This window comes from Hydrogenobacter thermophilus TK-6 (assembly GCF_000010785.1).
Taxonomy (GTDB): domain Bacteria; phylum Aquificota; class Aquificia; order Aquificales; family Aquificaceae; genus Hydrogenobacter; species Hydrogenobacter thermophilus.
On sequence record NC_013799.1, the window covers coordinates 582,044 to 603,905 of the forward strand.

The window sequence follows — 21,862 nt, forward strand, 5'->3', positions numbered from 1 at the left end:
AGGAGGTGGGAACATGTTGGAGCTTATACTCACAAAAGAAAAACTCACGCAAAGGGAAAAACTTGTATTTTTCAGGAGCATGTTAAAAGCCGAGATGGATGTGCTTAACGAGTACTGTGTGAATGGCGGTATTCCCAAGAGGTATAAAATAGAGCTGTGCCACCTTCATAACATAAAGAAAGTTAACATAGCAAGACTTTTGAGCATCATAGAGTTTTACGACCCCGAATTTATAAAGGTGCTTGCCCTCACAGACCCAAGGGTGAGGACCTTTATAGGCTACTACCTTGACTTTTTAAAGACAAATCCGTATGGTTATGAAGCGCTGGAGCCTCAGAACCTCTTTGGAAATTGGGACTTTATAAAGTATAAACTCAAGATCCTCTTTCCAGAGCTTACCTTAGATGAGATAGATAGGTTCAAGTTCAAAAGGAAGGAGTTTATAAGGTACCTAAGGGAAAAACTCGGTGAAGCTGAAGAGCTAATAGAATCAAAGCTCAACAAGGCTACTTGGTATGAATCTGTTCCGTACCTAGAGCTGGAGGAGGAGATGTCAAAAGAGTGGCATCCGGAACCTATAATGACGGAGGAGGACTGGGCTTTTATAAGGAGGCACATAAAAGGCAGAAAGAACATATTCATAAGGGAAGGGCAGGGAGAGAGGTTCGTATATGTGGATGTGGATATTCCTGATGAAGAGCTGGACAAGTACAAAAAAGACAGGGAAGGGCTAAAGAAACTGCTTATGCAAAAATACAACATAGATGAGAGCGGTGCGGAACAGATACTCAGAAAGGCAGGATGGGAATCGGATACATACCACATAATACCTCCCATACACACTGATGTGGTGCTAAATTACGGAGAGCTTGAAGAGGCTGTAAAGAAGGAGCTTGAAGAGGAAGACAGAGGAATGAGCTACTATGACCTTGCCAACTTTATAAGGTATCTGGGCGGTTTGGAGCTTGAGCAGCTCAACTACTACGAGCTTATCTACGATAAGGTAGAAGAGGAGGTGCAGGACATTATAGACACCATAATAAGGACCCAGAGAAGGATTCTTGGTAAGATGTTTGGTATCTTCTATACGGTGGATCCCCTCATGGCGGAAGCTATTATCACCATAAATCCTGCCAGAATGGACTTTCTCAAAGGGCTTGCGGTAAAGGAAACAGTCAGGGGTAAAGAGTTTCACCTGTACAGCAACCCTACCGCATGGAGGATAGTAAAGGAAAGAATAGTTTCAAGGTTTCCGGAGGTAAGCCAGGAAGACATTGAAAAATTCAAAGGAAGGAGGGATGAGTTCGTAAAGTATCTGGCTGAGAAGACTCATAAATCTCAGCAGACAATAGAGAACGCTCTTGAGGAATGCGGATGGACCAAAAGCGAGGAGATACCTGCCTTCTTACGGCAGATAGGACCTTAAGGCTAAAACCTTGTCCTTTATAGCCTGATATATCTCAAGAGTCGCTCTTGACTTGTTTAGTGTGTAAAAGTGTAGTCCTGGCACTCCGTTTTTTAAAAGATCCTCACACTGCTTTATGGCAAACTCTACACCTATTTTTGTAGTCTCCTCCTGATCATCCATGTGAGGCTCAAGTCTCTTTATCAGGTCATCGGGTATGGTAGCACCGCACATGGAAGCAAACTTACTTATCTGTCTGAAGTTGGTTATGGGCATGATGCCGGGTATTATGGGTATGTCTATGCCTTCTTTGTAGCACATGTCAATAAACCTGTAGTAATAGTCGTTTATGAAAAACATCTGGGTTATAGAAAAATCCGCTCCCTCCATCACCTTCTTTTTAAAGTACCTTATCTCCCACTCCATGTTGGGAGACTCGGGATGCCCCTCTGGATACGAAGCCACACCTACAGAGAAGTGTTCCCCAAAGCTACTTCTTATAAGTCTTACCAACTCGTTGGCATGCTTACAGGCACCATCTGGGGGTTTAAAGTTTGGCATGTTTGCTGGTAGGTCTCCCCTCAGAGCCAGTATGTTTTCTATGCCTATCTCTTTGTACTCTCTGAGTATGCTTATTATCTCTTCCCTTGAGTGGGCTATACAGGTAAGGTGTGCCATAACTGTCATATGGGTTTGCTGATGTATCCTTTCCACCACCCTCTTGGTTCTATCTCTTGTGCTTCCACCAGCACCGTATGTAACGGAAACAAAGGTGGGTGATAGACACTCAAGACTTTTTATAGTATCAAAAAGTTCCCTCTCACCTTCTTCCGTCTTGGGCGGGAAGAATTCAAAGGATATACTAAAGGTTCCCTTCTTGAGCAGCTCTCCTATCTTCAACAAACACCTCCGTAAGCTTTATAATTCTCATTTTGCACGGAGCTGGAGATTTTAAAAACAGACTCAGAGCGTTTATAAGTCTATCAAGCTCTTCTCTGTGTCCTTGCACAAAATCATACAGATAATTTAATGACCCTTCTACCTCTGTACTGAGAGCCTTTTCCTTAATGACTTCCTCCGGAGTCTTACCTTCACCAAAAGCTCTGAGCACCTTGATAATCTTGCTTATAAGGTCGTCCCTTGTCTTTGCCCACCTTATATCCGTGTAATCGGTTATTACCCTGTAAAAGATTTTTAGCGTATCTTGCATTCACTTGCTAAGCTCTTGCAGGTCTTTTATGAGTTGGTCCACATCTATGGCAGGCATGGTGAGGGTCCTTATGGTACCTCTTGAGCCAAGCTCAATAGCCATCTTGACCACTGTATCGTTGTCTGGTGCTTCAAGTATGTTGACAAAATCATAAGGACCCATGACTGCATACTGAGCGATAAGTTTGACCCCAAAGCGCTCCATCACTTCCCTATCCACTTCCTTTATCCTCTCGGGTCTGTGCTTGAGGGTCTTCATACCCTCATCGGTAAGCGTTGTTAACATTACAAACAATGCCATCTTTTTTACCTCCCTAAGTAAATATTTTATGCCATTACTGGCGAAGGTATCCAAAAACTTGACTTATGATAAAAATCAGTTTATATTAATGTTAAGTTATCGTTATTATTAACTGCAGGAGGTGCGTAGCATGGACGTGCTGGGTTTTTATCCCATGTGGTATGTACCAACAGTAGGGAGTGCTTTTACCATAGCCATAATAGCTACCATCCACGTTATGGCTTCCCACACTTCTGTGGGTGCATCCATACTTCTGGCGTATTTGGCTACCAAAGCCTACAGAGAAAATCAACCCCAGATATACGACTACATCAAAAAGTACCTTCTGGGACTTCTCATTTTCTCTTATGTATCTGGTTCTATAACGGGTCCGGGTATATGGTTCTCTGCCACCGTAGCCAATCCAAGAGGTATATCCGCACTCATTCACAACTTTGTGTGGGTGTGGGCTGCCGAGTGGGTTTGGTTTGTGGCAGAAGTCACGCTGGTTTACATACTCTTTTACACTCTTGGGAGGATAGACCAGAGAAGCTGGCTAAGACTCGCTTGGACCTTTGCCATAGGCTCATGGGCAACCATGTACATAATAGTGGGCATACTTTCCTTTATGCTCTCACCCGGGCATGAGAAGTGGTTTACTACCGGCAACATCCTTGACGCTTTTTATAACAAAAACTACTTCCCTCACCTGCTTGAAAGGACCTCCTTTATGTTTGCTATAGCGGGTACTGTAGGGCTTGCCATAGCAGGACTCATGAGGAAAGACATAAGCGAAAAGACATACAAGGAGATAGTTAAAACTCTGTCCTACTGGGGTATGGGTGGTGTTGTGTTTGGACTCGTCTTTTTCATCTGGTATATCTCAACACTTCCCAACAGAAGCGATGTGATACTTGAAAATGTCGTACCCATATATCTCAAATTGCCCATAATGGCTATAATCCTTTTGGTGCTTGCCCACTTTTTCCTGACTGCAGTAAGACCCACCATGGCGAGGTTTTGGGTAGCTTATCCCCTTTACATACTCATATTCTTCATGGGAGTGTATCCGGAAGAGAAGATAAGAGAGACGCTGAGAAAACCTTATGTGGCTGGTGAGTTTATGTGGGTTAACCAGATAGTGGCAAGGGATGTGCCTGCAAAGGGTATCAAGTCAGAAGTGCCTCTAATTGACCAGAAGGGACTTTTAAAGCTTAACGCCTTTGTACCTGAAGGTTTAAAGAACCTAACTCCTCAAAACCAGATAATGGCTGGAAAAACAGTAGCTGTGCTTGCATGCTCAGGTTGCCACAACGTTACCGGCTCTACAGGTCTCAGACCCTTCGGACAGAAGTTTGCAGGTATGACAGACCCCAATGCGGTTTACAGCTTTCTCACCAGCTACCTTAGAGATAATCACCCACCGTACATGCCCAAGCTGGTAGGAACTGACGAGGAGATAAGAGCTCTCTCTGCTTATATAGCAGATATGATCTCAAAAGGTGGCTCTGTCTCTGCAAAAATAGAAGTTCCCGCATCTTCTTCGGAAGCTAAAAAGTAAGGAGGTGTAAGCTATGCAAGAAGTAGTTAGGTGGTTCTTACTTGCGGTTCTGTCCTTTATGATAGTAGGAGGAAAGCTTGCCTTAGCGGTTGATACCAGCGCCATGCTGAAAGCCATGGCAGACCCTGCCGGTGCTCCCTTTTTCCCCGTTGTTATGCAGGTGCTTCAAGTACTCACATGGGCGCTTCACATACTCTTCGTTTATACCTCAATTGGCGGTCTCTTCTTTGCCATATACGGTTTTACCAGAAGAGATGAAAATTGGCAAAAACTTTCAAGAGCAACTATTGAGCTTTCCAAAGTTTCCGTATCTTTAGCCATCGTGCTGGGCGTTGCTCCTTTGCTCTTCTATCAGGTCATATATGACCCTCTGTGGTACTCGTCTGCTAACCTTTCCGCTTGGTGGTACATACTGTTTATAGTATTTCTCCTCATAGGCTACTACTTTATTTGGGGAGCATACCTTACCAAAGATAAACCAACCATCTCCATGTTTATGTCAATTCTTGGCATCATCTTCCTGCTTTTGGTGGGCTTTATCATCCATGTGGTAAACTATCAGTCTCTTTACCCTGAGAAGTGGGTAGAGTGGTACACATCAGGTGGAACAACTATGAACACGAGCGGATGGAACATTTATGCCTTTAACATTTTCAGGTATCTATCCTTCTTAGTGTTTCCTTCAGTGGCTGTCACAGGTATATTCCTCATGCTCTATAACTGGTACTTTAGAAGCAGGGAGGATATGGATAAGGAATACCTTGACTGGGCAGGTAAAGTGGGAGCCAGGTTTGCCCTCTATGCTGGCGGTGGCTGGATAGTGGCGCAGGTACTTTACATATTTACAATTCCTGCGGATTGGGGTGCCAAGGGAAGCATCTTTACATGGCTTACTCTTCTTGGACTTCTTCTCGTTATAGGTGTGGTGTTTGCTGCTCAAAAGAATCCGGCAAAGATGGCTATACCTTCTCTCATCTCTGGAGTTGTTGCGCTCTTGCTTATAGCCATCTTCAGAGAGTACTTGAGAGTTGCCTCCACCGCAAGGTTTGGCTACTCGGTATACGATTACAAGATGAACTTAGAGTTCCTGAGTCCATTACTCTTTTTTGGCACTCTACTGACAGGTCTTGTACTCTACGCATACGCCTGGTGGATGGCTTATAGAGCGGGAAGAACACCCAAAGGTAAAGTTTATGAAGCTTCCGAAACTGAACACCACCTGGGAGATGCTTCCGTCTTTGTGGTTATCCTCTGGGCTATAGTCTTCATAGGCGTAGGTCTTATAGTGATAGCCAGAAACTACGCCTGACTGAGTGCCGGGCTTTTGCCCGGCTACTCTTTTATGATTATCTTAGCACCGTTGGACTCTCTTTCTCCACGGTCTTTATTCCTTTGAGATTTAAAGTTTGTCGCCTTTATAATCTTTACTTACTTATATTTTTTACTTATGGAATTTAGGCTTGACGGCATTGTACACATCAATTACGGTAAATGCGGGATAGGAAAGATAAACTTAGAGTTAAAGCCTTTGGGTAAGTGTAGTAGGTGCAAGAAAAACGAGGCTATTATAAACCTGGCATACGCAAGACAAAGACTTTGTAAAGATTGTTTTAACGATTTCTTCGTTAATAGGGTTAGGAGGGTTGTAGAAGAGTTTAGGATGTTTAAACCCGGTGAGAGGGTTGCCGTGGCGGTTTCGGGTGGTAAGGATAGCGTTGCCCTACTCCACGCCCTAAAAAAGGCCTTTCCAGAACAAGATATATACGCCTTTTACATAAACCTCGGAATAAAATATTACTCGGATCACCTTGAAAAGAAGGTGATAGAGCTTGCGGAAATGGTCGGTGTCCCCATAGAGATATACAACTTAAAGGAAAAAGAAGGTTATACCATAGACGATTTTCTACTAACAAAGTATAAGAACAAGATGTGCTCGGTTTGTGGGTTAATAAAGAGGAATATTTTTACGACACTGGCCGTAAGGGTAAATGCGGATACGGTTGCAACGGGGCACAACCTTGACGATACCGTTTCAACAATGATGTCTTTATTCTTTGCGGGGGATTTTGAAGGTATAGCGAGGTTAAAACCCGTATTAAAACCATTAATAAAGGGACAGCCAAGAAAGATAAAACCCTTAATAACAACCCCAGAAATTGAGGATTTGTATTATGTGGCCTTAAACGAACTTCCGGTTCAGGAATGCGGTTGCCCTCATGGGGAATTTACACCGATTAAGGGTATGAAAAAATGGCTTGACGAAATGGAAAAGGAACAACCGGATATAAAATTTAGGCTCCTATCCGTATTCAGAAGGAAGTTTATCCCATTGGTGGATAGGGGATTAGGTGAAGAAGGCGTTGAAGAGGTTAGGGCATGTACGGTTTGCGGAATGCCCTCATCATCCGAAATATGCTCAAAGTGTAGGAGGGTTATGGAGTTGATGGAAATCAAGGAAAGGAGAGGAGAAATTAAGATGGAAATAACATTTGAGGAGTTGGAAAGGTTAAGGGAGAAAGAAAGGGTTGTTTTACTTGATGTTAGGGATAGAAAAGAGTACGAGGTTTATACCCTTGAAGGGGCTATAAATATCCCCGCGGATGAGATACAGAAAAGGTGGAAAGAACTCTTAAAGTATAAGAGAACGCATAAGGTTGTTGTGTTTTGCAATGCCGGAAGGAGCAGTTATGCCGTGGCGGTGAAGTTGAGGAATTTGGGTTTTGATGCCTATAGCTTAAAGGGTGGTATAATAAGCCATATTCAACCTTAAAATCTCCAACTCATGGAGGAGAGGAAAGAGGCGGCAAAAAGGTTGGCGAAATAACTGGTACTTTACGGGCTTGTTTGCCCGGCTACTCTTTTATAATTATCTTAGCACCGTTTTCAAGGGTAATAATCCTTTCTCTTTGACTTCTTTCTACCTTAGATAGCTCTGCATGTGCTGACTGGCTCTCTTTCTTTAGGGTTTTTATCCCTTCGCTAAAAAGCCCGTACTTGACTGGGTCCCTGGTTATGAGAAGCACCGCAAAAAAAGCAGGCACATAGTTTCTTGTCTCCTCTGGTAGCATGTCCTTAGTTATCCAGAAATCCACACCGGCGGTTCTGTACTTTACGCAGTTCTCACCGCAGTTATAACCTGCCAGCGCCAGCTCCCAGTTTCCAAACATACTGTAAAGGTCCTTTAGGTACCTGACCGCAGCCTCCGTGGACTTTATCACATCAAACCTCTCATCCACATGCTCATCCACCCTAAGTCCGTATCTTCTGGCGGTTGAGGGGATAAACTGCCAAAGACCGGCAGCTCCTGACCTTGACACTGCCAGAGGATTAAAACCACTCTCTATAACAGGAAGAAGCGAAAGTTCCGATGGTAACCCACTTTTTTCAACGATGGGTTTTATGATGGGTAGGTAATACTCAGCTCTCTGAAGAGTTTTTTCCAGGTAAGGTTTGTTTTGCAAAAAGTAAGAGATGTATCTTTTTATCTCTTCCCTGTCTGGTATGGGGATGTTGAGGTTTTTAGCCTCTTTTACTATAAATCTCTCTTCCTCTTCGGAGAAGGAAAAACTACCCTTCTGAACGAGCTGAATCTTATCCCCACTCCTTGGCATCACAGCCTGTTTTACCGCCTGAGTGCAAGAAAACAAAGAGCTGCAGATCAATACTGCCCCTATCCCCCTTCTCATGGGTATATATTATAAGCCGTGTTATAATTAAAATCATGTACTACTTTTTGCTGGTGGTTTTTGTTTTTATAGCTTTCCTGCTTATAGTGGTGGTGCTTCTTCAAAGAAGCAGGGGAGATGTGGGAACAGCTTTTGGTGGTATGGGGCAAGGTGTTTTTGGTCCGGGGGGTGTAGATACCATACTTACCAAGATCACTTACTGGCTCGGTTTTTTGTTTATGTTCATAGCCATACTTTTGGCACTTACGCATCCATCAAAGAGAGGCTCTCTCTTAAAAGATGAAGGTGCAAGAGCTCCTCAAAAGACCCAGCAAAGTATCCCTGAGAGACAGGGAGCTCCTTCTGGCACACCTCCTGAAAGTAAAGGTAGGTGAGGTCTACCTCCTTCTGGACAGGCATGTATCCAAAGAGATGGAGGAGGAGTATATGAGGTCTTTATCTCTGCTGGAAGAGGGATATCCCCTTCAGTACCTTTTAGGGGAGTGGGACTTTTACGGAAGAACCTTTAGGGTGGAGGAGGGTGTGCTGATACCAAGACCTGAGACAGAGCTTTTGGTGGAAAAAGTGCTTGAAAAAGTTCCTCCCAATAAAGAAGCGGTTGGCTTTGAGATAGGTGTTGGTACGGGTTGCATATCCATAACTCTCCTTTTAGAAAGACCCAAACTCATCATGTATGCGGATGACCTTCAAGAAAAAGCTGTGCATCTGGCAGAGACAAACGCAAGGCTTCACAAAGTTGAGGACAGGCTTTTTCTAAAAGTGGGGGACATGTTTGAACCTGTGAAGGGCATGGTGTTTGACTTTGTAATATCAAATCCACCTTATATCCCTCAAAAGGAGTGGGCAGGTTTGCCAAAGGGTGTTAAACTTGAGGGGAAAGTGTCTCTGATAGGTGGAGAGAAGGGTTATGAATTCTACGAAAGGTTTGCAAAAGAAGTGGGGAAGTTTCTAAAGGAAGATGGCTTTTTTGCCCTTGAGATAGGGCACGATCAGGGTAAGATCCTTGAGGACATCTTCTCACAGGAAGGTTTTTTTGCTCAGGTCTACAAAGATTACGCAGGTCAGGACAGAGTGATTTTAGGATGGAAGCGATAGGCTTTTCGTTGGGTGTTTTGTTTTTCATAATCCTTGAGGGCATCTTTGCAGGGGCTGAGATAGCTCTTATAAGCACCGACAGGAGTAAAGTGCTGGCTCTTTACAGAAAAACTGGCTACGGCTTTTTAAGAGACTTTCATGAAAATCCAGAAGAGTACATAACCCTTTCCATGCTGGGCTATACGATAAGCATTGTCTTTGCCTCCACCTTCTACACCCTCATGGTGATCACCCTCTCGGATTACCTGCCATACATAAAAGGCTATGAGGTGCTCTTCTCTCTCACTTTGGTAATTTTTACCCTTCTTTTTGGTGAGATACTGCCAAAGAGCGTCTTCCAAAAATACTCGGACAAGCTTTTAATACCAAGTCTATGGTACCTTAGTAAAATCAGAGTTATCACCTTTCCAGTGCTTGTTCTCTCAAGAAAGACAAGCAGGTACCTTACCGAATTCTTCAGGAAGAGGTACTCAGAGAGGATAAGCAAGATAGACATCATAAAGCTCCTTGAAGAGATAGAGCTTCAGGAGAGCAAGATAAAAATTGCAGTTAAGCTCCTAACATTAAGAGAAAGCACTGCCTCGGAGATAGTAAAACCCATTTATGAAGTGGTGATGATAGATGAGTTTTCCACAGTAGGACATGCCCTCAGGAGGATGAAGGAAAGCGGTTTTACAAAGCTTCCCGTCTATAAACAGAGAGTTGACGACATAACAGGCTATGTGGACATGTTTGACATTATGGATGCTCCTCCCTCAAGCTTAATAAGGGAATTTGTAAAACCTGTGTGCCTGTTTTCCGAATTTACGCCTCTGCAGGATGTTCTTGAAACCTTCAGGGGGGGGAGTTCCCGTATGGGTCTGGTAGTTGACGAAAGAGGTATCATACTGGGTATAGTTACCTTTGACGATGTAATAAGGGAGATACTGGGTCAGATAGGGGACAGCTTTGCACAGCCCGAGGAACCCATCAAGGAGATAGAAAAAGACAAATGGATAGTGGACGGTATGTTTGACAAACATGAGTTTGAAAAAATCGCCGGTGTAAAGTTTCCCGAAGGACCTTTTTTGACGCTGGGGGGCTTTATAATATACCACCTGAGAAGGATACCCAAAAAGGGTGAGGTGGTCTTATGCTGTGGGCTCAGATTCTTGGTGCTTCAATCCGACAGAAGGAAAGTGAAAAAGCTTATGGTGGAAAGGCATGTACAAGAGCAAAAGGCTCAAGGACATACCGAAAGAGCTAAGACCTAGGGAGAAGATCAAAAGCTTAGGCTCGCAATCGTTATCCGACGAGGAGCTTCTCGCTCTTGTTCTTGGCTCTGGGACTAAGGAGGAGGATGTGCTATCTCTTTCAAGGAGGATAATCAAGTTAGGGTGGGAAAGGCTAAAGAGTATGAGCGTGAACGAACTTATAAAGGAGATAAAGGGCATAGGTGAAGCCAAGGCATGCCAGATAAAGGCTCTGATTGAACTAAGCAGGCGCATGTACGAACCACACGCTCACACGGTTATAAATTCACCAGAGGATGTTTACAACCTTTTAAAAGACAAGATGGACAACAGGCGGGAACATCTGTGGGCTCTTTATCTGACACCTTCTAACACCCTTATAGAGTACGACCTTGTGGCGGTAGGAAGGCTAAACTCGGTCTTTGCGGACCCAAAAGATATTCTTTACGGGGCGGTTCGCAGCGTTTGTCATTCTATCATACTGGCTCATACGCATCCTGGAGGTGAGCCAAAACCATCAAAAGCTGACATAGACTTCACCCAGAGAGTAAAAAAGGCATGTGAGATCCTCGGCTTTGAACTCTTAGACCACATTATAATAACCAAAAAGGGATACTTCTCCATGAGAGAAGGGGGAGTAGTATCATGAAGCTGAGGAATCTTATAAGCTGTTGGAAGGCATGCTGTTATGTATCTGCGGGAATGATATACCTGCGCGATAACCCGCTTCTGAAGGAACCCCTCAAAAAGGAACACATAAAGCTTAGACTTCTCGGACACTGGGGAGCAAGTCCCGGCATAAGTTTTGCGTATATTCACGCAAGCAGGGCAGTAAAGGAATACAACCTTAACTGCATCTTTGTGCCTGGACCAGGACACGGAGCACCTGGCTTTATAGCTCCCGTGTATCTTGAGGGGACCCTCAGCGAGTATTATCCCCAATTCAGTCAGGACGAAGAAGGTCTTGGGAATCTCTTCAGAGCTTTTTCCTTCCCAGGTGGCTTGGGAAGCCACTGTACTCCCGAAATACCTGGGTCTTTGCAAGAAGGTGGAGAACTCGGTTATAGTCTTTCTCACGCCTACGGAGCTGTCTTTGACAATCCAGATCTCATAGCAGTTACCCTAGTGGGAGACGGTGAAGCAGAGACGGGACCTTTAGCCACTTCTTGGCACTGTAATAAGTTTATAAATCCCATAAAAGACGGAGCTGTCTTGCCAATACTTTTGTTAAACGGATACAAGATAAACAATCCCTCATTGCTGGCTCGTATAGAAGAAGATGAACTTTTAAGCCTTTTTAGAGGTTATGGCTATGAGCCAAAGCTGGTGCAAGGTGAGGAGGATGAGGAAGTTCATCAAAAGATGATGGAAACTGTGGATTGGTGCGTTGAAAGAATTCTGGGTGTGTGGGAGGAGGCAAGGTCTTCCGAGAAGCCTTTCAGACCCAGATGGCCCATGATAATACTGAAAATCCCTAAAGGCTGGACAGCACCCAAAAAAGTGGATGGGCATTACATAGAAGGCTACTGGAGATCCCATCAAGTTCCCATAGCAGATGTAAGAGAGCATGAGGCACACCTGAAGATCTTGGAGGAATGGCTTAAAAGCTACCAACCCGAGGAGCTTTTTGATGAAAAAGGGAGGCTAAAGGAAGACATAAGGCAGGTTTTCCCTGAAGGGAGCAAGAGACTTGGCTCTAATCCCCACGCCAACGGAGGACTTTTAAGGGTTCCTCTAAAGCTACCTTCCCTTAGTGAATTTGCTGTTGAAGTGAAGGAACCTGCAAAAGTTTACCAAGAAAACACAAGATGGCTGGGAAGCTTCTTAAGGGAAGTCATAAGATCAAATCCCAATAACTTTCGCGTATTTGGACCTGATGAGACGCATTCCAACAGACTTTACCATGTTTTTGAATTTGGAAAAACCTGGATGGCGAAAAACACTTCCTGAGGATGAGGACGAGGGGTATCTAAGTCCATTTGGTAGGACCTTAGAGATGCTCTCAGAACATACGGTGGAAGGCTTACTGGAAGGATACATACTCACAGGAAGACACGGCATTTTGAATACCTACGAAGGATTCGCTCCCATAGTGTCTTCTATGGTAAACCAGTTTGGAAAGTGGCTGGACATCTCCTCAGATGTACCTTGGAGGATGCCCATTTCATCCCTTAACCTTCTACTCACTTCTGTTGTGTGGAGACAGGACCACAACGGTTTTACTCATCAAGATCCGGGTTTTATAAACGCTATAGTGGACAAGTGGCCCAATATAGTGAGAGTTTACTTTCCGCCAGATGCTAACACTTTGTTATGCACTGTCTGGCAGTGTCTTCAGAGTACTGGTAGGATAAACATCATTGTGGCAGACAAGCAGAAGCATCCCCAGTACTTGAACTTGGAGGAAGCTCTCAGGCATGTGGAAAAGGGTATAGGCATATGGGAATTTGGAAGCAACCATCCGGAAGAGGAGCCTGATGTAGTTATAGCCAGTTGCGGTGACATACCTACTAAAGAGGCACTGCACGCCTCTTGGATGATCGGGAATGCCTTTCCGGACATAAAGATAAGATTCGTCAACGTGGTTAATCTTTTTTGCCTTACACCCAACACGGAACATCCCGACGGACTAACAGACAGAGATTTTGATTCTTACTTTACCAAAAACAAACCGGTGATATTTAATTTTCATGGATATCCGTGGCTCATACACAGGCTTACCTACAGAAGGGCCAATCATGCTAACTTCCATGTAAGAGGCTACAGGGAGAACAGAAAGATAGGTATAGATTCTACCTACCTGACCCCCCTTTTGAAGGGTAGGGGAGGCATCACCACGCCATTGCAACTTGCCATCCTCAACCAGATAGATAGGTTCAGTATAGCTATGGATGTTATAGAGAGAGTGCCAAGCCTTCAAGAGAGGGGAGGTAACTTTAAGGACAAGCTCAAAAACATGCAGATACAAGCCATTGAATACGCATACGCTCATGGCATTGACAAACCAGAACTTGAAGAGTGATGAAGTATACCTTAGCTCTCAATTACGGCAGTTCCACACTCAAGTATGCCCTTTTTGGAGATCTCAAAAGGTTGGAAGGCGGTACTTTAAAGATGGGAGATGTACAGCAAATCCTTCTTAGTATCTTGAAAACCTTTAAAAGGATTGACTTAACAGTCCACAGAGTTGTTCATGGCATGGATCTTGACTCACCTATGCTTATAGATGGGGCAAGCTTTGAGGTGCTTAAAAAACTCGTAGCTTTTGACCCGCTTCATAACGCCTTTGCCCTTACAGGCATTGAGTTGTGTATGAAGGAACTCCCAAATGTGCCTCATTATGTGGTGTTTGATACTTCCTTCTTTAAGGTATTACCCATAACCTCAAAGGCTTACGCCGTACCTTTTAGCCTCTTTGAGGAAGGCATAAAAAGGTACGGCTTTCACGGTATATCATACTCTTACTTGCTTAAGGAAGCCTCTAAGCTTTTGAGAAAGAGCATCAGCAGTGTAAATCTCATAATGCTCCATCTGGGAAGCGGTGCCAGCATTTGCGCCGTTCAAAGTGGAAAACCTGTGGATACCTCTATGGGGATGACGCCTTTGGAAGGTCTTGTTATGTCTACGAGAGCCGGAGACCTAGACCCCGGAGTTGTCCTTCATCTTTTGAGGAAGGGTAAAAGTCTTGAGGAAGTGGAGAGGATGATATATAAAGAGTGGGGTATTAAAGGCATGACAGGCACCTCAGACATGCGCCAAGTGATAGAGGAATACACAAGAGGTAACGAGAGTGCAAAACTGGCGATACATCTATATGTATACAGAATAAAGAAGTATATAGGTGCTTATTACGCAGTGCTTCCAAAGCTTGATGCTTTAGTTTTCTCAGGCGGCGTTGGCGAAAACAGTCCCTTAGTGAGAAAGCTTGTGTGCAGAGGGCTTGAGAAACTTGGTATAATCATAGATGAAAGGATAAACCAAAAGGGGCAACTGCCCTTGTGTATAAGTCGCAGGGACAGTGAGGTTAAGGTATTGGTTATAAGGACGGATGAAGAGCTTGAAATGGTAAGACAGCTCAGAAGAGCACTAAAGGGATGAAGGTGATGCATATTCTTCTTGACGGTAAGTCGCTCTCCGAAAGTATAAGGGACCAAATAAAAACCTATGTGGAGCGTATCACTTCAAGAGGCTACAGAGAGCCAAGCCTTGCGGTAGTTCTTGTAGGTGATGACCCAGCCAGTCATATATATGTGAAAAACAAGAGGAAGGCCTGCGAAAGGGTAGGCATAAAGTCTTTGTTCTACCATCTACCTCAAAATACCAAAGTGCCGGAGCTTTTGGATCTCATAGCTTCTCTAAACAGCGATGAAAGTGTGGATGGCATATTGGTCCAGCTCCCCCTTCCACAGCACATACCCCAAGAGGAGGTGATACTTTCCATATCTCCCAAGAAGGATGTAGATGGCTTCCATCCGGAAAATATGGGAAAGCTCGTTGCCCGTATAGAAGGTGGTTTCATCCCTTGTACGCCCTTAGGTATAGATTTGCTTTTGAAGCATTACAACATTGATTTGAAAGGTAAGAATGTGGTTATAGTAGGTGCAGGGTTTATAGTGGGTAGACCGCTTGCCCTTTTGATGCTTTGGAGAGATGCAACCGTTTGCGTATGCCACATACACACTAAGGACATTACTCAATACACAAAGAAGGCGGACATACTCATATCTGCAACTGGTGTGCCACACCTTATAAAGCGAGACATGGTAAAAGAGGGAGCAGTGGTGGTGGATGTGGGTATATCAAAGGTGGGTGAAAAGGTTTTAGGGGATGTGGATTTTGAGAGAGTCAAGGATAAAGTGTATGCCATAACTCCAGTGCCCGGTGGCGTGGGTCCCATGACAGTTACAGCTTTACTTCTAAACACCCTACAGGCTTACAGACAGAATATGAACTTAAAGGATGGAGATCTTTGATAAATATGCATTGCTTTACGATGAGTGGTATGAGAGACCTTTTGGAAAGTCCGCTTATAAATTGGAGCTTGAGTGTTTGAAAAGTCTATACAATCAAAAAGGTCTCTCCTTAGAGATAGGTGTGGGAAGTGGGCGTTTTGCACAGGCTCTTGGGATAAAGTATGGAGTGGATACATCCAAAGGTTTACTCAGGATGGCTCACAAAAGAGGTGTACGACCCATACTTGCAAAGGCAGAAGAACTGCCTTTTAAAGACTCAGTCTTTGACAGTGCTCTCATTGTAGTATCCCTTTGTTTCTTTGAAGACCCTCTGGCTTCTTTGAAGGAAGCGTATAGGGTGTTGAAAGAAGGGTCCTTTTTGCTTCTCGGTCTTGTGCTTTCGGAAAGTCCTTGGGCTGAATTCTATAGAGAAAAGGCAAAAAAGGGACATCCTATATACAGCTATGCCAAGTTTTACTCCTATCCACAACTTCTTTCCCTTATCCAATCCGCTGGTTTTAAGAAGGATAAAGCTTACACCACACTCTTTGAAGAGCCTCAGGATAAGTATCCTGTGAAAAATAGAAGAATAGTTGAGGGTTTTTCACCTGAAGGTGGTTTCTTTTGTTTAAGAGCCTTAAAACTATCTTTTTAACTCCTTTAGCTCCCTTGCCGCCGCATAAAGAACAGCTTCAGCCACCACCTGTCCGTCAACAGTAGCTTTACCTTTCATCTTAGATAAGGTCCTTTTAAGGGAGACAACTTCCAGCTCCATTATAAGTTGATCCCCAGGATAAATAGGCTTTTTAAATCTTGCTTCATCAATACCTGCAAAAACTATTGCGTACTTGCCTATCTCCAATCCCAAGGATTTTATCATAAGTATGCCACCCACCTGTGCCATAGCCTCAAGTATATAAACGCCGGGCATGAGAGGAAAACCAGGAAAGTGGCCCTGAAAGTACGGTTCGTTAATGGAAACATTTTTAAGCCCCACTATCCTTTTGCCTATCTGGATCTCAAGGATCTTATCTACCAAGAGAATTGGGTATCGGTGCGGTAATACTTCCATTATCTCCCTTATATCCATCATGGCATCAATTATAAATCCTCTTCATAAAAATTTCATTTTTTGAGCGTATAATTAACAGAGTTAAATTTATCTTGGAGGTAGAGGTATGAAAAAAGTGCTCCTGAGCGGAGTTTTGAGCATTGCCCTTCTTGCATCGTGTCAGAAGAAAGCAGAGGAGACAGCTCCAGCAGAGCAGCCCGCGCAGCAGCCTGCACAGGAACAACCTACTCAACCCTCACAACCTGCAGGAGAGCAAAAGCAACCTTCTGGTGAGCAAAAGCCAGCTGAGCAGAAACCAGCCGAACAAAAGTCTCAGGGACCAGCAAAAGACATGACCGCACTGGCTCAACAGAAAGGGTGTTTTGCCTGTCATGATATAAATGCCAAAAAGGTGGGACCAGCCTACAAGGATGTAGCCAAGAAGTTTGCCGGACAGCCCGGTGCGGTTGATGAGCTTGCCAAACGTATAAAGAACGGAGGAGTTGGCACTTGGGGACAGGTACCTATGCCCCCGCAGAACGTGACGGACGAGGAGGCAAAGGAGCTAGCACAGTGGATCCTATCCCTGAAGTAAAAGGCTCCCTCAGAACTTTTATAGAGCTTCACTTTAAAAAGCAGGTGGAGGTCTCTCAGTCTTACCTGAGGGACACCCTTCTTTTCTTTCTTTTTGCTGAGTACTTTGGGCTTGATAATCCTTTGGGGATATATGCCCTTGACCTTTATCCCTATCTTATGGAGGAGTTTCACCTCTGGCACAAAAGCTTGGGGATAGAAAGAAGCTCTCTTGATTTTATACCGTGTTGCTAAGAGTCATATTTTTTGGAGGCAAGGGGGGTGTAGGCAAAAGCACCTTAGCGTGTGCAACAGCTCTGAGGCTGTCTGAAAAAGGAAAAACCTTGCTTGTTTCCATAGACCCAGCTCACTCTCTTTCGGGCATCCTGAAGGTCAAAGTAGGAGATGATCTTGTCCGTATAAACGAATACCTTTTTGCCGTAGAACTTTCTGCCGAAAGGCTTGTTGAAGATTATGTGAATAACGTACTTTCGGCTATTGGTGAAATGATGCCTTCCTTAAAGTCAGGGCTTAAAGAGTATGCAAGGCATGTAAAACACTCTCCCACCGCTTTGGAAACTGCCGTGCTTGATGGCATTGCCAACTACTTGGAGGCTGACTTTCAGTTTGTGGTTGTAGATAGCGCTCCCACAGGACAGATGGTGAGAATATTTCAAACAGCAAAGATGGTGGAAGGTTGGTTTTCCTTCCTTGAAAAGTTGGCAAAGGAAAGGCAAAAGCTGGAAACCTTTATGGGAAGAAGTGATAAAGTTTTTGACCTTATAAAAAAAAGGAGAGAGAAGCTGGAAAGACTTGTAAGAGTTTTAAGAGAAAAAGCCATCATTTTTGCAGTTGCCAACGAAGAAACACTTTCTATTGAAGAGGCTTTTGACCTTGAAAAGTATCTTAAAGAGTTTAAGGTTTACAGGGTGATGAACAAGTGGAAATCTGCGGAAGGGGATTTTTTAAAGGTGGGTTATTTACAGGCTCCTTACGGTATAGAGAGACTGTCCCTGCTGGATGTGGAGGAGCTTTTGAAGGTTATTGTATAATCTTTAAGGGGATGCTTTGGAAGGAGATTTTCCGAAAAAAGTGTTATGCGGTTGACGAGGGCAGGTTCCCCAGAAAGCTTGGACTTCTTGACCTTACTTTTCTTGGTGTAGGTGCCATAATAGGTGCGGGGATTTTTGTGATAACTGGGCAGGCTTCTGCACTCTATGCAGGTCCGGGTATAGTTCTTTCCTTCCTTCTGGGCGCTGTGGCTATAGGAATAAGCGCTCTTGTTTATGCGGAACTAAGCTCAGCATATCCCATCTCGGGAAGCGCGTACAGCTACACATACGCTACCATAGGTGAGATAGTTGCGTGGCTGGTAGGCTGGAACCTACTGGTGGAGTATGGTGTTGCTACAGCGGCAGTTGCCACCGGCTGGTCTGGATATTTGCGCACCTTCTTGGAGCAGAACTTTGGCTTTACACTGCCACACATTTTAACCGGTGCCTACGACCCTTCCAAAGGCACTCTGATGGACCTGTTTGCTTTCCTGGGCGTTGTAGCCGTTTTTTTTCTACTTACACTGGGCATAAAGGAAAGTGCTACCGTCAACACCTTAATAGTGGTCTTGAAACTTCTAACCCTGATAACCTTCCTTTTATTCGGTATAAGACACATAGACTTTAGCAATCTTGAAAACTTTTTACCTTATGGATGGATTGGCGTGTGGCACGCAGCATCTCTCATCATATTTGCCTACTTGGGTTTTGATGCTGTCTCAACGGTTGCGGAGGAGACTAAGCATCCTACCAAAAATGTTCCCCTTGGTCTTCTTCTGTCCCTCGGTATAAGTACGCTACTTTACATGTCTGTAAGCTTCATCCTTGTAGGTATGGTAAATTACAAGGAGCTTAATGTGCCTGATGCCCTTGCCTTTGCCATGTACAAGGTAGGAAACCCCCATGTGGCAAACCTGATAGCTACAGGAGCGGTTATAACCATAACTAGCGTTATGCTGGTGATGGGACTGGGGTTTACAAGGATAATCTATGCCCTTTCAAGGGATGGACTTCTTCCCAGCGGACTCTCACGGGTGCATCCAAAGTTTAAAACTCCCTATGTATCTACTTTGATAGGGGGAGTTATCCTTTCCTTGCTGGCAGGCTTTATACCTCTCAAGGTCCTGGCGGAGCTGGTCAACATAGGTACGCTCTTTGCTTACTTTATGGTAGGCATAGGCGTCATAGTTCTCAGAAGGAGCGGTGAGATAACTGCCACCTTCAGAGTACCTTACGCAAAAATTTTGCTACCCATCAACCTGCTTCTTCTGCTCTTTATAATGATGGGGCTTCCAAAAGAGACCTGGATGAGGTTTGTAGTTTGGAACGCCTTAGGGCTTGCCATATACTTCTTATATGGCTACAGAAAGAGTAGGGCTTACGAGAGGAGTTATGAAGCGTGAAAAAAGTTTTCATTCTTCTACTCCTGTTTTTATGTAGCTGCAGGTCCGAAGAAGGAGCTAAGCTCACCGTAAATGCAAAGAATGTACCGTGCAAGATAACGAGGGTGGTTGACGGCGATACCTTCCGATGCAGGATAGATGCAGAAGAAATAACCGTTAGGCTCATAGGTGTGGATACACCAGAAAGCAAAGAGAACCCAAAAGCCAAAAGGGATGCGGACAGGACAGGCATGTCCCTTGAAGAGATCACAAGGATGGGGAGAGAGGCTTACCAATTTACCAAAAGCCTTATACCTGTGGGGACAACTGTGTATCTTGAAACGGATGTTCAGCTAACCGATAGATACGGAAGAGTGCTGGCTTATGTGTGGCTACCTGACGGACGCATGCTCAACGAGGTGCTTCTCAAAGAAGGATACGCACAGGTATACACAATACCACCCAATGTTAAGTATCAAGACCTTTTCCTATCGGCTCAGCGCAAGGCGAGGGAAGGAAAAAGAGGTTTCTGGAAGCAGTGGTTTTAATTCTTAAAACAAACTTTACAAAAGCCTTATATTTTATATTTTTATAATTTCTCAAGCGGAGGTTTTATTATGGCAAGGAAAGGAGCAGATATAGTGATAGAGACTTTAAAAGAGGAAGGTGTTGAATACATATTTGGACATCCAGGCGGTGCCATAATGGAAGTTTACGATGCTCTTTATAGGGATGGAAGCATAAAGCACATACTTACTCGGCACGAACAGGGTGCGGGTCATATGGCGGAAGGCTATGCAAAAGCTACTGGAAAGGTAGGTGTTGCCATGTCCACATCTGGACCTGGTGCCACCAACTTGGTGACTGCCATAGCCGATGCTTATATGGATTCGGTTCCTGTTGTTTTCATCACAGGTCAGGTGCCCACTCATCTTATAGGCAACGATGCCTTCCAGGAGGTGGACATAGTGGGTATAACAAGACCAATAACCAAGCATAACTTTCTGGTAAAAAGGATAGAAGACCTTCCTATGATACTAAGACAGGCATTTTATATAGCCAAGACGGGAAGACCCGGACCAGTTCTTGTGGACATACCCAAAGACATAACTCAAAAAATCTCAGATGTGGAGATCCCATCTTTGGAGGAAGTAAAGAGTTCCCTTCCGGGTTATAAGCCCCACACGGAGGGAAATCCCCAGCAGATAAAGAAAGCGGCAAGACTCATAGCCGAGGCAAAAAGGCCAGTTCTTTATGTGGGTGGTGGTGCAGTGCAGGCGGAAGCTCAAAAGGAGCTTGTAGAGCTTGCAGAGCTTATGAAAGTGCCGGTTACCACCACTAACATGGGTAAAGGAGCCTTTCCAGAGTCTCATCCTCTTGCTCTTCACATGCTGGGTATGCACGGCACATACTATGCCAATATGGCTGTTTACAACTGCGACCTTCTTATAGCGGTAGGAGCAAGGTTTGACGATAGAGTAACAGGTAAAGTAGAAGAGTTTGCGCCTCAGGCAAGCATCATACACATAGACATAGACCCAGCTTCCATATCCAAAAACATAGTGGTGGATGTGCCCATAGTGGGTGATGTCAAAGTAGTCCTCAGAAAGCTCATAGAGGAGATAAAAAAGGAAGGCGCGAAGCTATTGTATCCCGAAGAGAGACAAAAGTGGCTTGAGCAGATAGAAAAGTGGAAAAAGCTGCACCCACTCACCTACAGAAAATCCGATAAGGTGATAAAGCCCCAGTATGTAATTGAGGAAATATGGAAGGTCACTAAAGGTGATGCCATAATAGCCACTGGTGTTGGACAGCATCAAATGTGGGCTGCTATGTTTTACAGATATTCCTTCCCAAGACAGTTTATAAACTCAGGTGGATTGGGTACTATGGGATTTGGTCTTCCTGCTGGCATAGGTGCCAAGATAGGAAGACCCGAAAAGGAAGTTTTTGTGATAGATGGGGATGGTTCTTTTATGATGACTATGCAAGAGCTCATAACGGCAGTCCATTACCGCGTACCTGTAAAGATAGCCATAATAAACAACGGATATCTGGGTATGGTGCGCCAGTGGCAGGAGCTTTTTTATGAAAAACGCTATGCTGAGGTGGACCTCAGCATCCAGCCAGACTTTGTAAAGCTTGCAGAAGCCTGTGGAGCGGTGGGCTTTAGGGCTGAGAAACCCTCAGAAGTCAGAGAAGTATTAGAAGAGGCTATGAAAGTGCAGGACAAACCAGTGCTTCTTGACTTTCATGTAGACAGGGAAGAGAATGTCCTTCCTATGGTGCCAGCTGGTAAGTCTTACAGGGATATGATACTGGAAGACGGAAAGAAGGGCGTTGAGGCGGATACTATGTATCTGGTAGGATAGAGGAGGTTTAAA

General features: G+C 44.4%; 22 protein-coding genes and 1 pseudogene. 18 read left to right on the forward strand and 5 right to left on the reverse strand.

From position 1 onward, the window contains the following. Nucleotides 1-13 precede the first annotated feature (13 nt). Nucleotides 14-1,426 (forward strand): hypothetical protein, encoded by a 1,413-nt coding sequence (locus HTH_RS03085; RefSeq protein WP_012963259.1) that lies wholly within the window; start codon nucleotides 14-16, stop codon nucleotides 1,424-1,426. Here the strand turns inward: HTH_RS03085 and metF are convergent. From metF to HTH_RS03100, 3 genes are read right to left on the reverse strand one after another with little or no spacing between them, the layout of a single operon-like run. After that, nucleotides 1,406-2,305, reverse strand: a complete 900-nt coding sequence (metF, locus tag HTH_RS03090; RefSeq protein WP_012963260.1) for a methylenetetrahydrofolate reductase [NAD(P)H] — start codon at nucleotides 2,303-2,305, stop codon at nucleotides 1,406-1,408. The genes HTH_RS03085 and metF overlap by 21 nt on opposite strands. Beyond that, nucleotides 2,268-2,615: a hypothetical protein gene (locus tag HTH_RS03095; protein WP_012963261.1), complete on the reverse strand. Its 348-nt coding sequence runs from the start codon at nucleotides 2,613-2,615 to the stop codon at nucleotides 2,268-2,270. The genes metF and HTH_RS03095 overlap by 38 nt, the downstream gene beginning before the upstream one ends. Further along, nucleotides 2,616-2,915, reverse strand: a complete 300-nt coding sequence (locus HTH_RS03100) for a GYD domain-containing protein (RefSeq protein WP_012963262.1) — start codon at nucleotides 2,913-2,915, stop codon at nucleotides 2,616-2,618. A gap of 130 nt (nucleotides 2,916-3,045) precedes the next feature. On the opposite strand from HTH_RS03100, the gene HTH_RS03105 reads away from it, so the two are divergent. From HTH_RS03105 to HTH_RS03115, 3 genes are all read left to right on the forward strand, one after another. Next, nucleotides 3,046-4,455, forward strand: a complete 1,410-nt coding sequence (locus tag HTH_RS03105) for a cytochrome ubiquinol oxidase subunit I (protein ID WP_012963263.1) — start codon at nucleotides 3,046-3,048, stop codon at nucleotides 4,453-4,455. A 13-nt stretch (nucleotides 4,456-4,468) separates the two neighbouring features. Then, entirely contained in the window at nucleotides 4,469-5,764 is a 1,296-nt protein-coding gene (locus tag HTH_RS03110; protein WP_012963264.1) for a hypothetical protein, read from the forward strand. 138 nt (nucleotides 5,765-5,902) lie between these two features. Beyond that, nucleotides 5,903-7,225, forward strand: a complete 1,323-nt coding sequence (locus HTH_RS03115) for a TIGR00269 family protein (RefSeq protein ID WP_012963265.1) — start codon at nucleotides 5,903-5,905, stop codon at nucleotides 7,223-7,225. 82 nt (nucleotides 7,226-7,307) lie between these two features. On the opposite strand, the gene HTH_RS03120 is transcribed toward HTH_RS03115, so the two are convergent. Further along, nucleotides 7,308-8,141 (reverse strand): lytic transglycosylase domain-containing protein, encoded by an 834-nt coding sequence (locus tag HTH_RS03120; RefSeq protein WP_012963266.1) that lies wholly within the window; start codon nucleotides 8,139-8,141, stop codon nucleotides 7,308-7,310. 35 nt (nucleotides 8,142-8,176) lie between these two features. On the opposite strand from HTH_RS03120, the gene secG reads away from it, so the two are divergent. The 8 genes and pseudogenes from secG to HTH_RS03160 all read left to right on the forward strand — a co-directional run bounded on the left by secG (nucleotide 8,177) and on the right by HTH_RS03160 (nucleotide 16,075). Further along, on the forward strand, nucleotides 8,177-8,515 hold the full coding sequence (secG, locus tag HTH_RS03125) for a preprotein translocase subunit SecG (protein WP_012963267.1): 339 nt from the start codon (nucleotides 8,177-8,179) through the stop codon (nucleotides 8,513-8,515). Then, nucleotides 8,421-9,236, forward strand: a complete 816-nt coding sequence (prmC, locus tag HTH_RS03130; RefSeq protein WP_012963268.1) for a peptide chain release factor N(5)-glutamine methyltransferase — start codon at nucleotides 8,421-8,423, stop codon at nucleotides 9,234-9,236. The genes secG and prmC overlap by 95 nt, the downstream gene beginning before the upstream one ends. Beyond that, nucleotides 9,224-10,489 carry a hemolysin family protein gene (locus HTH_RS03135; protein WP_012963269.1) on the forward strand — a complete coding sequence of 422 codons (1,266 nt, stop codon included), beginning with the start codon at nucleotides 9,224-9,226 and terminating at the stop codon, nucleotides 10,487-10,489. Before prmC ends, HTH_RS03135 begins: the two co-directional genes overlap by 13 nt. Beyond that, entirely contained in the window at nucleotides 10,440-11,117 is a 678-nt protein-coding gene (gene radC, locus HTH_RS03140) for a RadC family protein (protein WP_012963270.1), read from the forward strand. Before HTH_RS03135 ends, radC begins: the two co-directional genes overlap by 50 nt. Then, a pseudogene (locus HTH_RS10170) lies at nucleotides 11,114-13,490 on the forward strand (phosphoketolase family protein). The gene radC and the pseudogene HTH_RS10170 overlap by 4 nt, the downstream one beginning before the upstream one ends. Beyond that, nucleotides 13,490-14,566, forward strand: a complete 1,077-nt coding sequence (locus tag HTH_RS03150; protein WP_012963271.1) for an acetate/propionate family kinase — start codon at nucleotides 13,490-13,492, stop codon at nucleotides 14,564-14,566. Before HTH_RS10170 ends, HTH_RS03150 begins: the two are co-directional and overlap by 1 nt. Before the next feature lie 5 nt (nucleotides 14,567-14,571). Further along, nucleotides 14,572-15,441, forward strand: a complete 870-nt coding sequence (folD, locus tag HTH_RS03155) for a bifunctional methylenetetrahydrofolate dehydrogenase/methenyltetrahydrofolate cyclohydrolase FolD (protein ID WP_012963272.1) — start codon at nucleotides 14,572-14,574, stop codon at nucleotides 15,439-15,441. Then, nucleotides 15,428-16,075: a class I SAM-dependent methyltransferase gene (locus HTH_RS03160; RefSeq protein WP_012963273.1), complete on the forward strand. Its 648-nt coding sequence runs from the start codon at nucleotides 15,428-15,430 to the stop codon at nucleotides 16,073-16,075. The genes folD and HTH_RS03160 overlap by 14 nt, the downstream gene beginning before the upstream one ends. On the opposite strand, the gene fabZ is transcribed toward HTH_RS03160, so the two are convergent. Beyond that, nucleotides 16,064-16,510 (reverse strand): 3-hydroxyacyl-ACP dehydratase FabZ, encoded by a 447-nt coding sequence (fabZ, locus tag HTH_RS03165; protein WP_012963274.1) that lies wholly within the window; start codon nucleotides 16,508-16,510, stop codon nucleotides 16,064-16,066. The genes HTH_RS03160 and fabZ overlap by 12 nt on opposite strands. 313 nt (nucleotides 16,511-16,823) lie before the next feature. Here fabZ and HTH_RS10055 point away from each other — a divergent pair, with 313 nt between their 5' ends. From HTH_RS10055 to ilvB, 6 genes are all read left to right on the forward strand, one after another. Continuing rightward, entirely contained in the window at nucleotides 16,824-17,066 is a 243-nt protein-coding gene (locus tag HTH_RS10055; protein ID WP_232500472.1) for a c-type cytochrome, read from the forward strand. Continuing rightward, entirely contained in the window at nucleotides 17,045-17,299 is a 255-nt protein-coding gene (locus HTH_RS03175; protein WP_012963276.1) for a cory-CC-star protein, read from the forward strand. The genes HTH_RS10055 and HTH_RS03175 overlap by 22 nt, the downstream gene beginning before the upstream one ends. After that, nucleotides 17,290-18,096 carry an ArsA family ATPase gene (locus tag HTH_RS03180; RefSeq protein WP_012963277.1) on the forward strand — a complete coding sequence of 269 codons (807 nt, stop codon included), beginning with the start codon at nucleotides 17,290-17,292 and terminating at the stop codon, nucleotides 18,094-18,096. The genes HTH_RS03175 and HTH_RS03180 overlap by 10 nt, the downstream gene beginning before the upstream one ends. Nucleotides 18,097-18,107: 11 nt before the next feature. After that, on the forward strand, nucleotides 18,108-19,499 hold the full coding sequence (locus tag HTH_RS03185) for an amino acid permease (RefSeq protein WP_012963278.1): 1,392 nt from the start codon (nucleotides 18,108-18,110) through the stop codon (nucleotides 19,497-19,499). After that, the gene (locus HTH_RS03190) at nucleotides 19,496-20,026 is read left to right on the forward strand and encodes a thermonuclease family protein (protein WP_012963279.1); all 531 of its coding nucleotides are present in this window, start codon (nucleotides 19,496-19,498) and stop codon (nucleotides 20,024-20,026) included. Before HTH_RS03185 ends, HTH_RS03190 begins: the two co-directional genes overlap by 4 nt. 69 nt (nucleotides 20,027-20,095) lie before the next feature. Further along, on the forward strand, nucleotides 20,096-21,850 hold the full coding sequence (ilvB, locus tag HTH_RS03195; RefSeq protein WP_012963280.1) for a biosynthetic-type acetolactate synthase large subunit: 1,755 nt from the start codon (nucleotides 20,096-20,098) through the stop codon (nucleotides 21,848-21,850). The last annotated feature ends 12 nt before the right edge of the window (nucleotides 21,851-21,862 follow it).

What these genes read in the sequence shown, in the direction of transcription:
- HTH_RS03085 (WP_012963259.1), top strand. Translation starts at nt 14, where the DNA reads ATGTTGGAGCTTATACTCACAAAAGAAAAACTCACGCAAAGGGAAAAA.
- HTH_RS03095 (WP_012963261.1), bottom strand. Translation starts at nt 2,615, where the DNA reads ATGCAAGATACGCTAAAAATCTTTTACAGGGTAATAACCGATTACACG.
- HTH_RS03100 (WP_012963262.1), bottom strand. Translation starts at nt 2,915, where the DNA reads ATGGCATTGTTTGTAATGTTAACAACGCTTACCGATGAGGGTATGAAG.
- HTH_RS03105 (WP_012963263.1), top strand. Translation starts at nt 3,046, where the DNA reads ATGGACGTGCTGGGTTTTTATCCCATGTGGTATGTACCAACAGTAGGG.
- HTH_RS03110 (WP_012963264.1), top strand. Translation starts at nt 4,469, where the DNA reads ATGCAAGAAGTAGTTAGGTGGTTCTTACTTGCGGTTCTGTCCTTTATG.
- HTH_RS03115 (WP_012963265.1), top strand. Translation starts at nt 5,903, where the DNA reads ATGGAATTTAGGCTTGACGGCATTGTACACATCAATTACGGTAAATGC.
- HTH_RS03120 (WP_012963266.1), bottom strand. Translation starts at nt 8,141, where the DNA reads ATGAGAAGGGGGATAGGGGCAGTATTGATCTGCAGCTCTTTGTTTTCT.
- secG (WP_012963267.1), top strand. Translation starts at nt 8,177, where the DNA reads ATGTACTACTTTTTGCTGGTGGTTTTTGTTTTTATAGCTTTCCTGCTT.
- prmC (WP_012963268.1), top strand. Translation starts at nt 8,421, where the DNA reads ATGAAGGTGCAAGAGCTCCTCAAAAGACCCAGCAAAGTATCCCTGAGA.
- HTH_RS03135 (WP_012963269.1), top strand. Translation starts at nt 9,224, where the DNA reads ATGGAAGCGATAGGCTTTTCGTTGGGTGTTTTGTTTTTCATAATCCTT.
- radC (WP_012963270.1), top strand. Translation starts at nt 10,440, where the DNA reads ATGTACAAGAGCAAAAGGCTCAAGGACATACCGAAAGAGCTAAGACCT.
- HTH_RS03150 (WP_012963271.1), top strand. Translation starts at nt 13,490, where the DNA reads ATGAAGTATACCTTAGCTCTCAATTACGGCAGTTCCACACTCAAGTAT.
- folD (WP_012963272.1), top strand. Translation starts at nt 14,572, where the DNA reads ATGCATATTCTTCTTGACGGTAAGTCGCTCTCCGAAAGTATAAGGGAC.
- HTH_RS03160 (WP_012963273.1), top strand. Translation starts at nt 15,428, where the DNA reads ATGGAGATCTTTGATAAATATGCATTGCTTTACGATGAGTGGTATGAG.
- fabZ (WP_012963274.1), bottom strand. Translation starts at nt 16,510, where the DNA reads ATGGATATAAGGGAGATAATGGAAGTATTACCGCACCGATACCCAATT.
- HTH_RS10055 (WP_232500472.1), top strand. Translation starts at nt 16,824, where the DNA reads ATGACCGCACTGGCTCAACAGAAAGGGTGTTTTGCCTGTCATGATATA.
- HTH_RS03185 (WP_012963278.1), top strand. Translation starts at nt 18,108, where the DNA reads ATGCTTTGGAAGGAGATTTTCCGAAAAAAGTGTTATGCGGTTGACGAG.
- ilvB (WP_012963280.1), top strand. Translation starts at nt 20,096, where the DNA reads ATGGCAAGGAAAGGAGCAGATATAGTGATAGAGACTTTAAAAGAGGAA.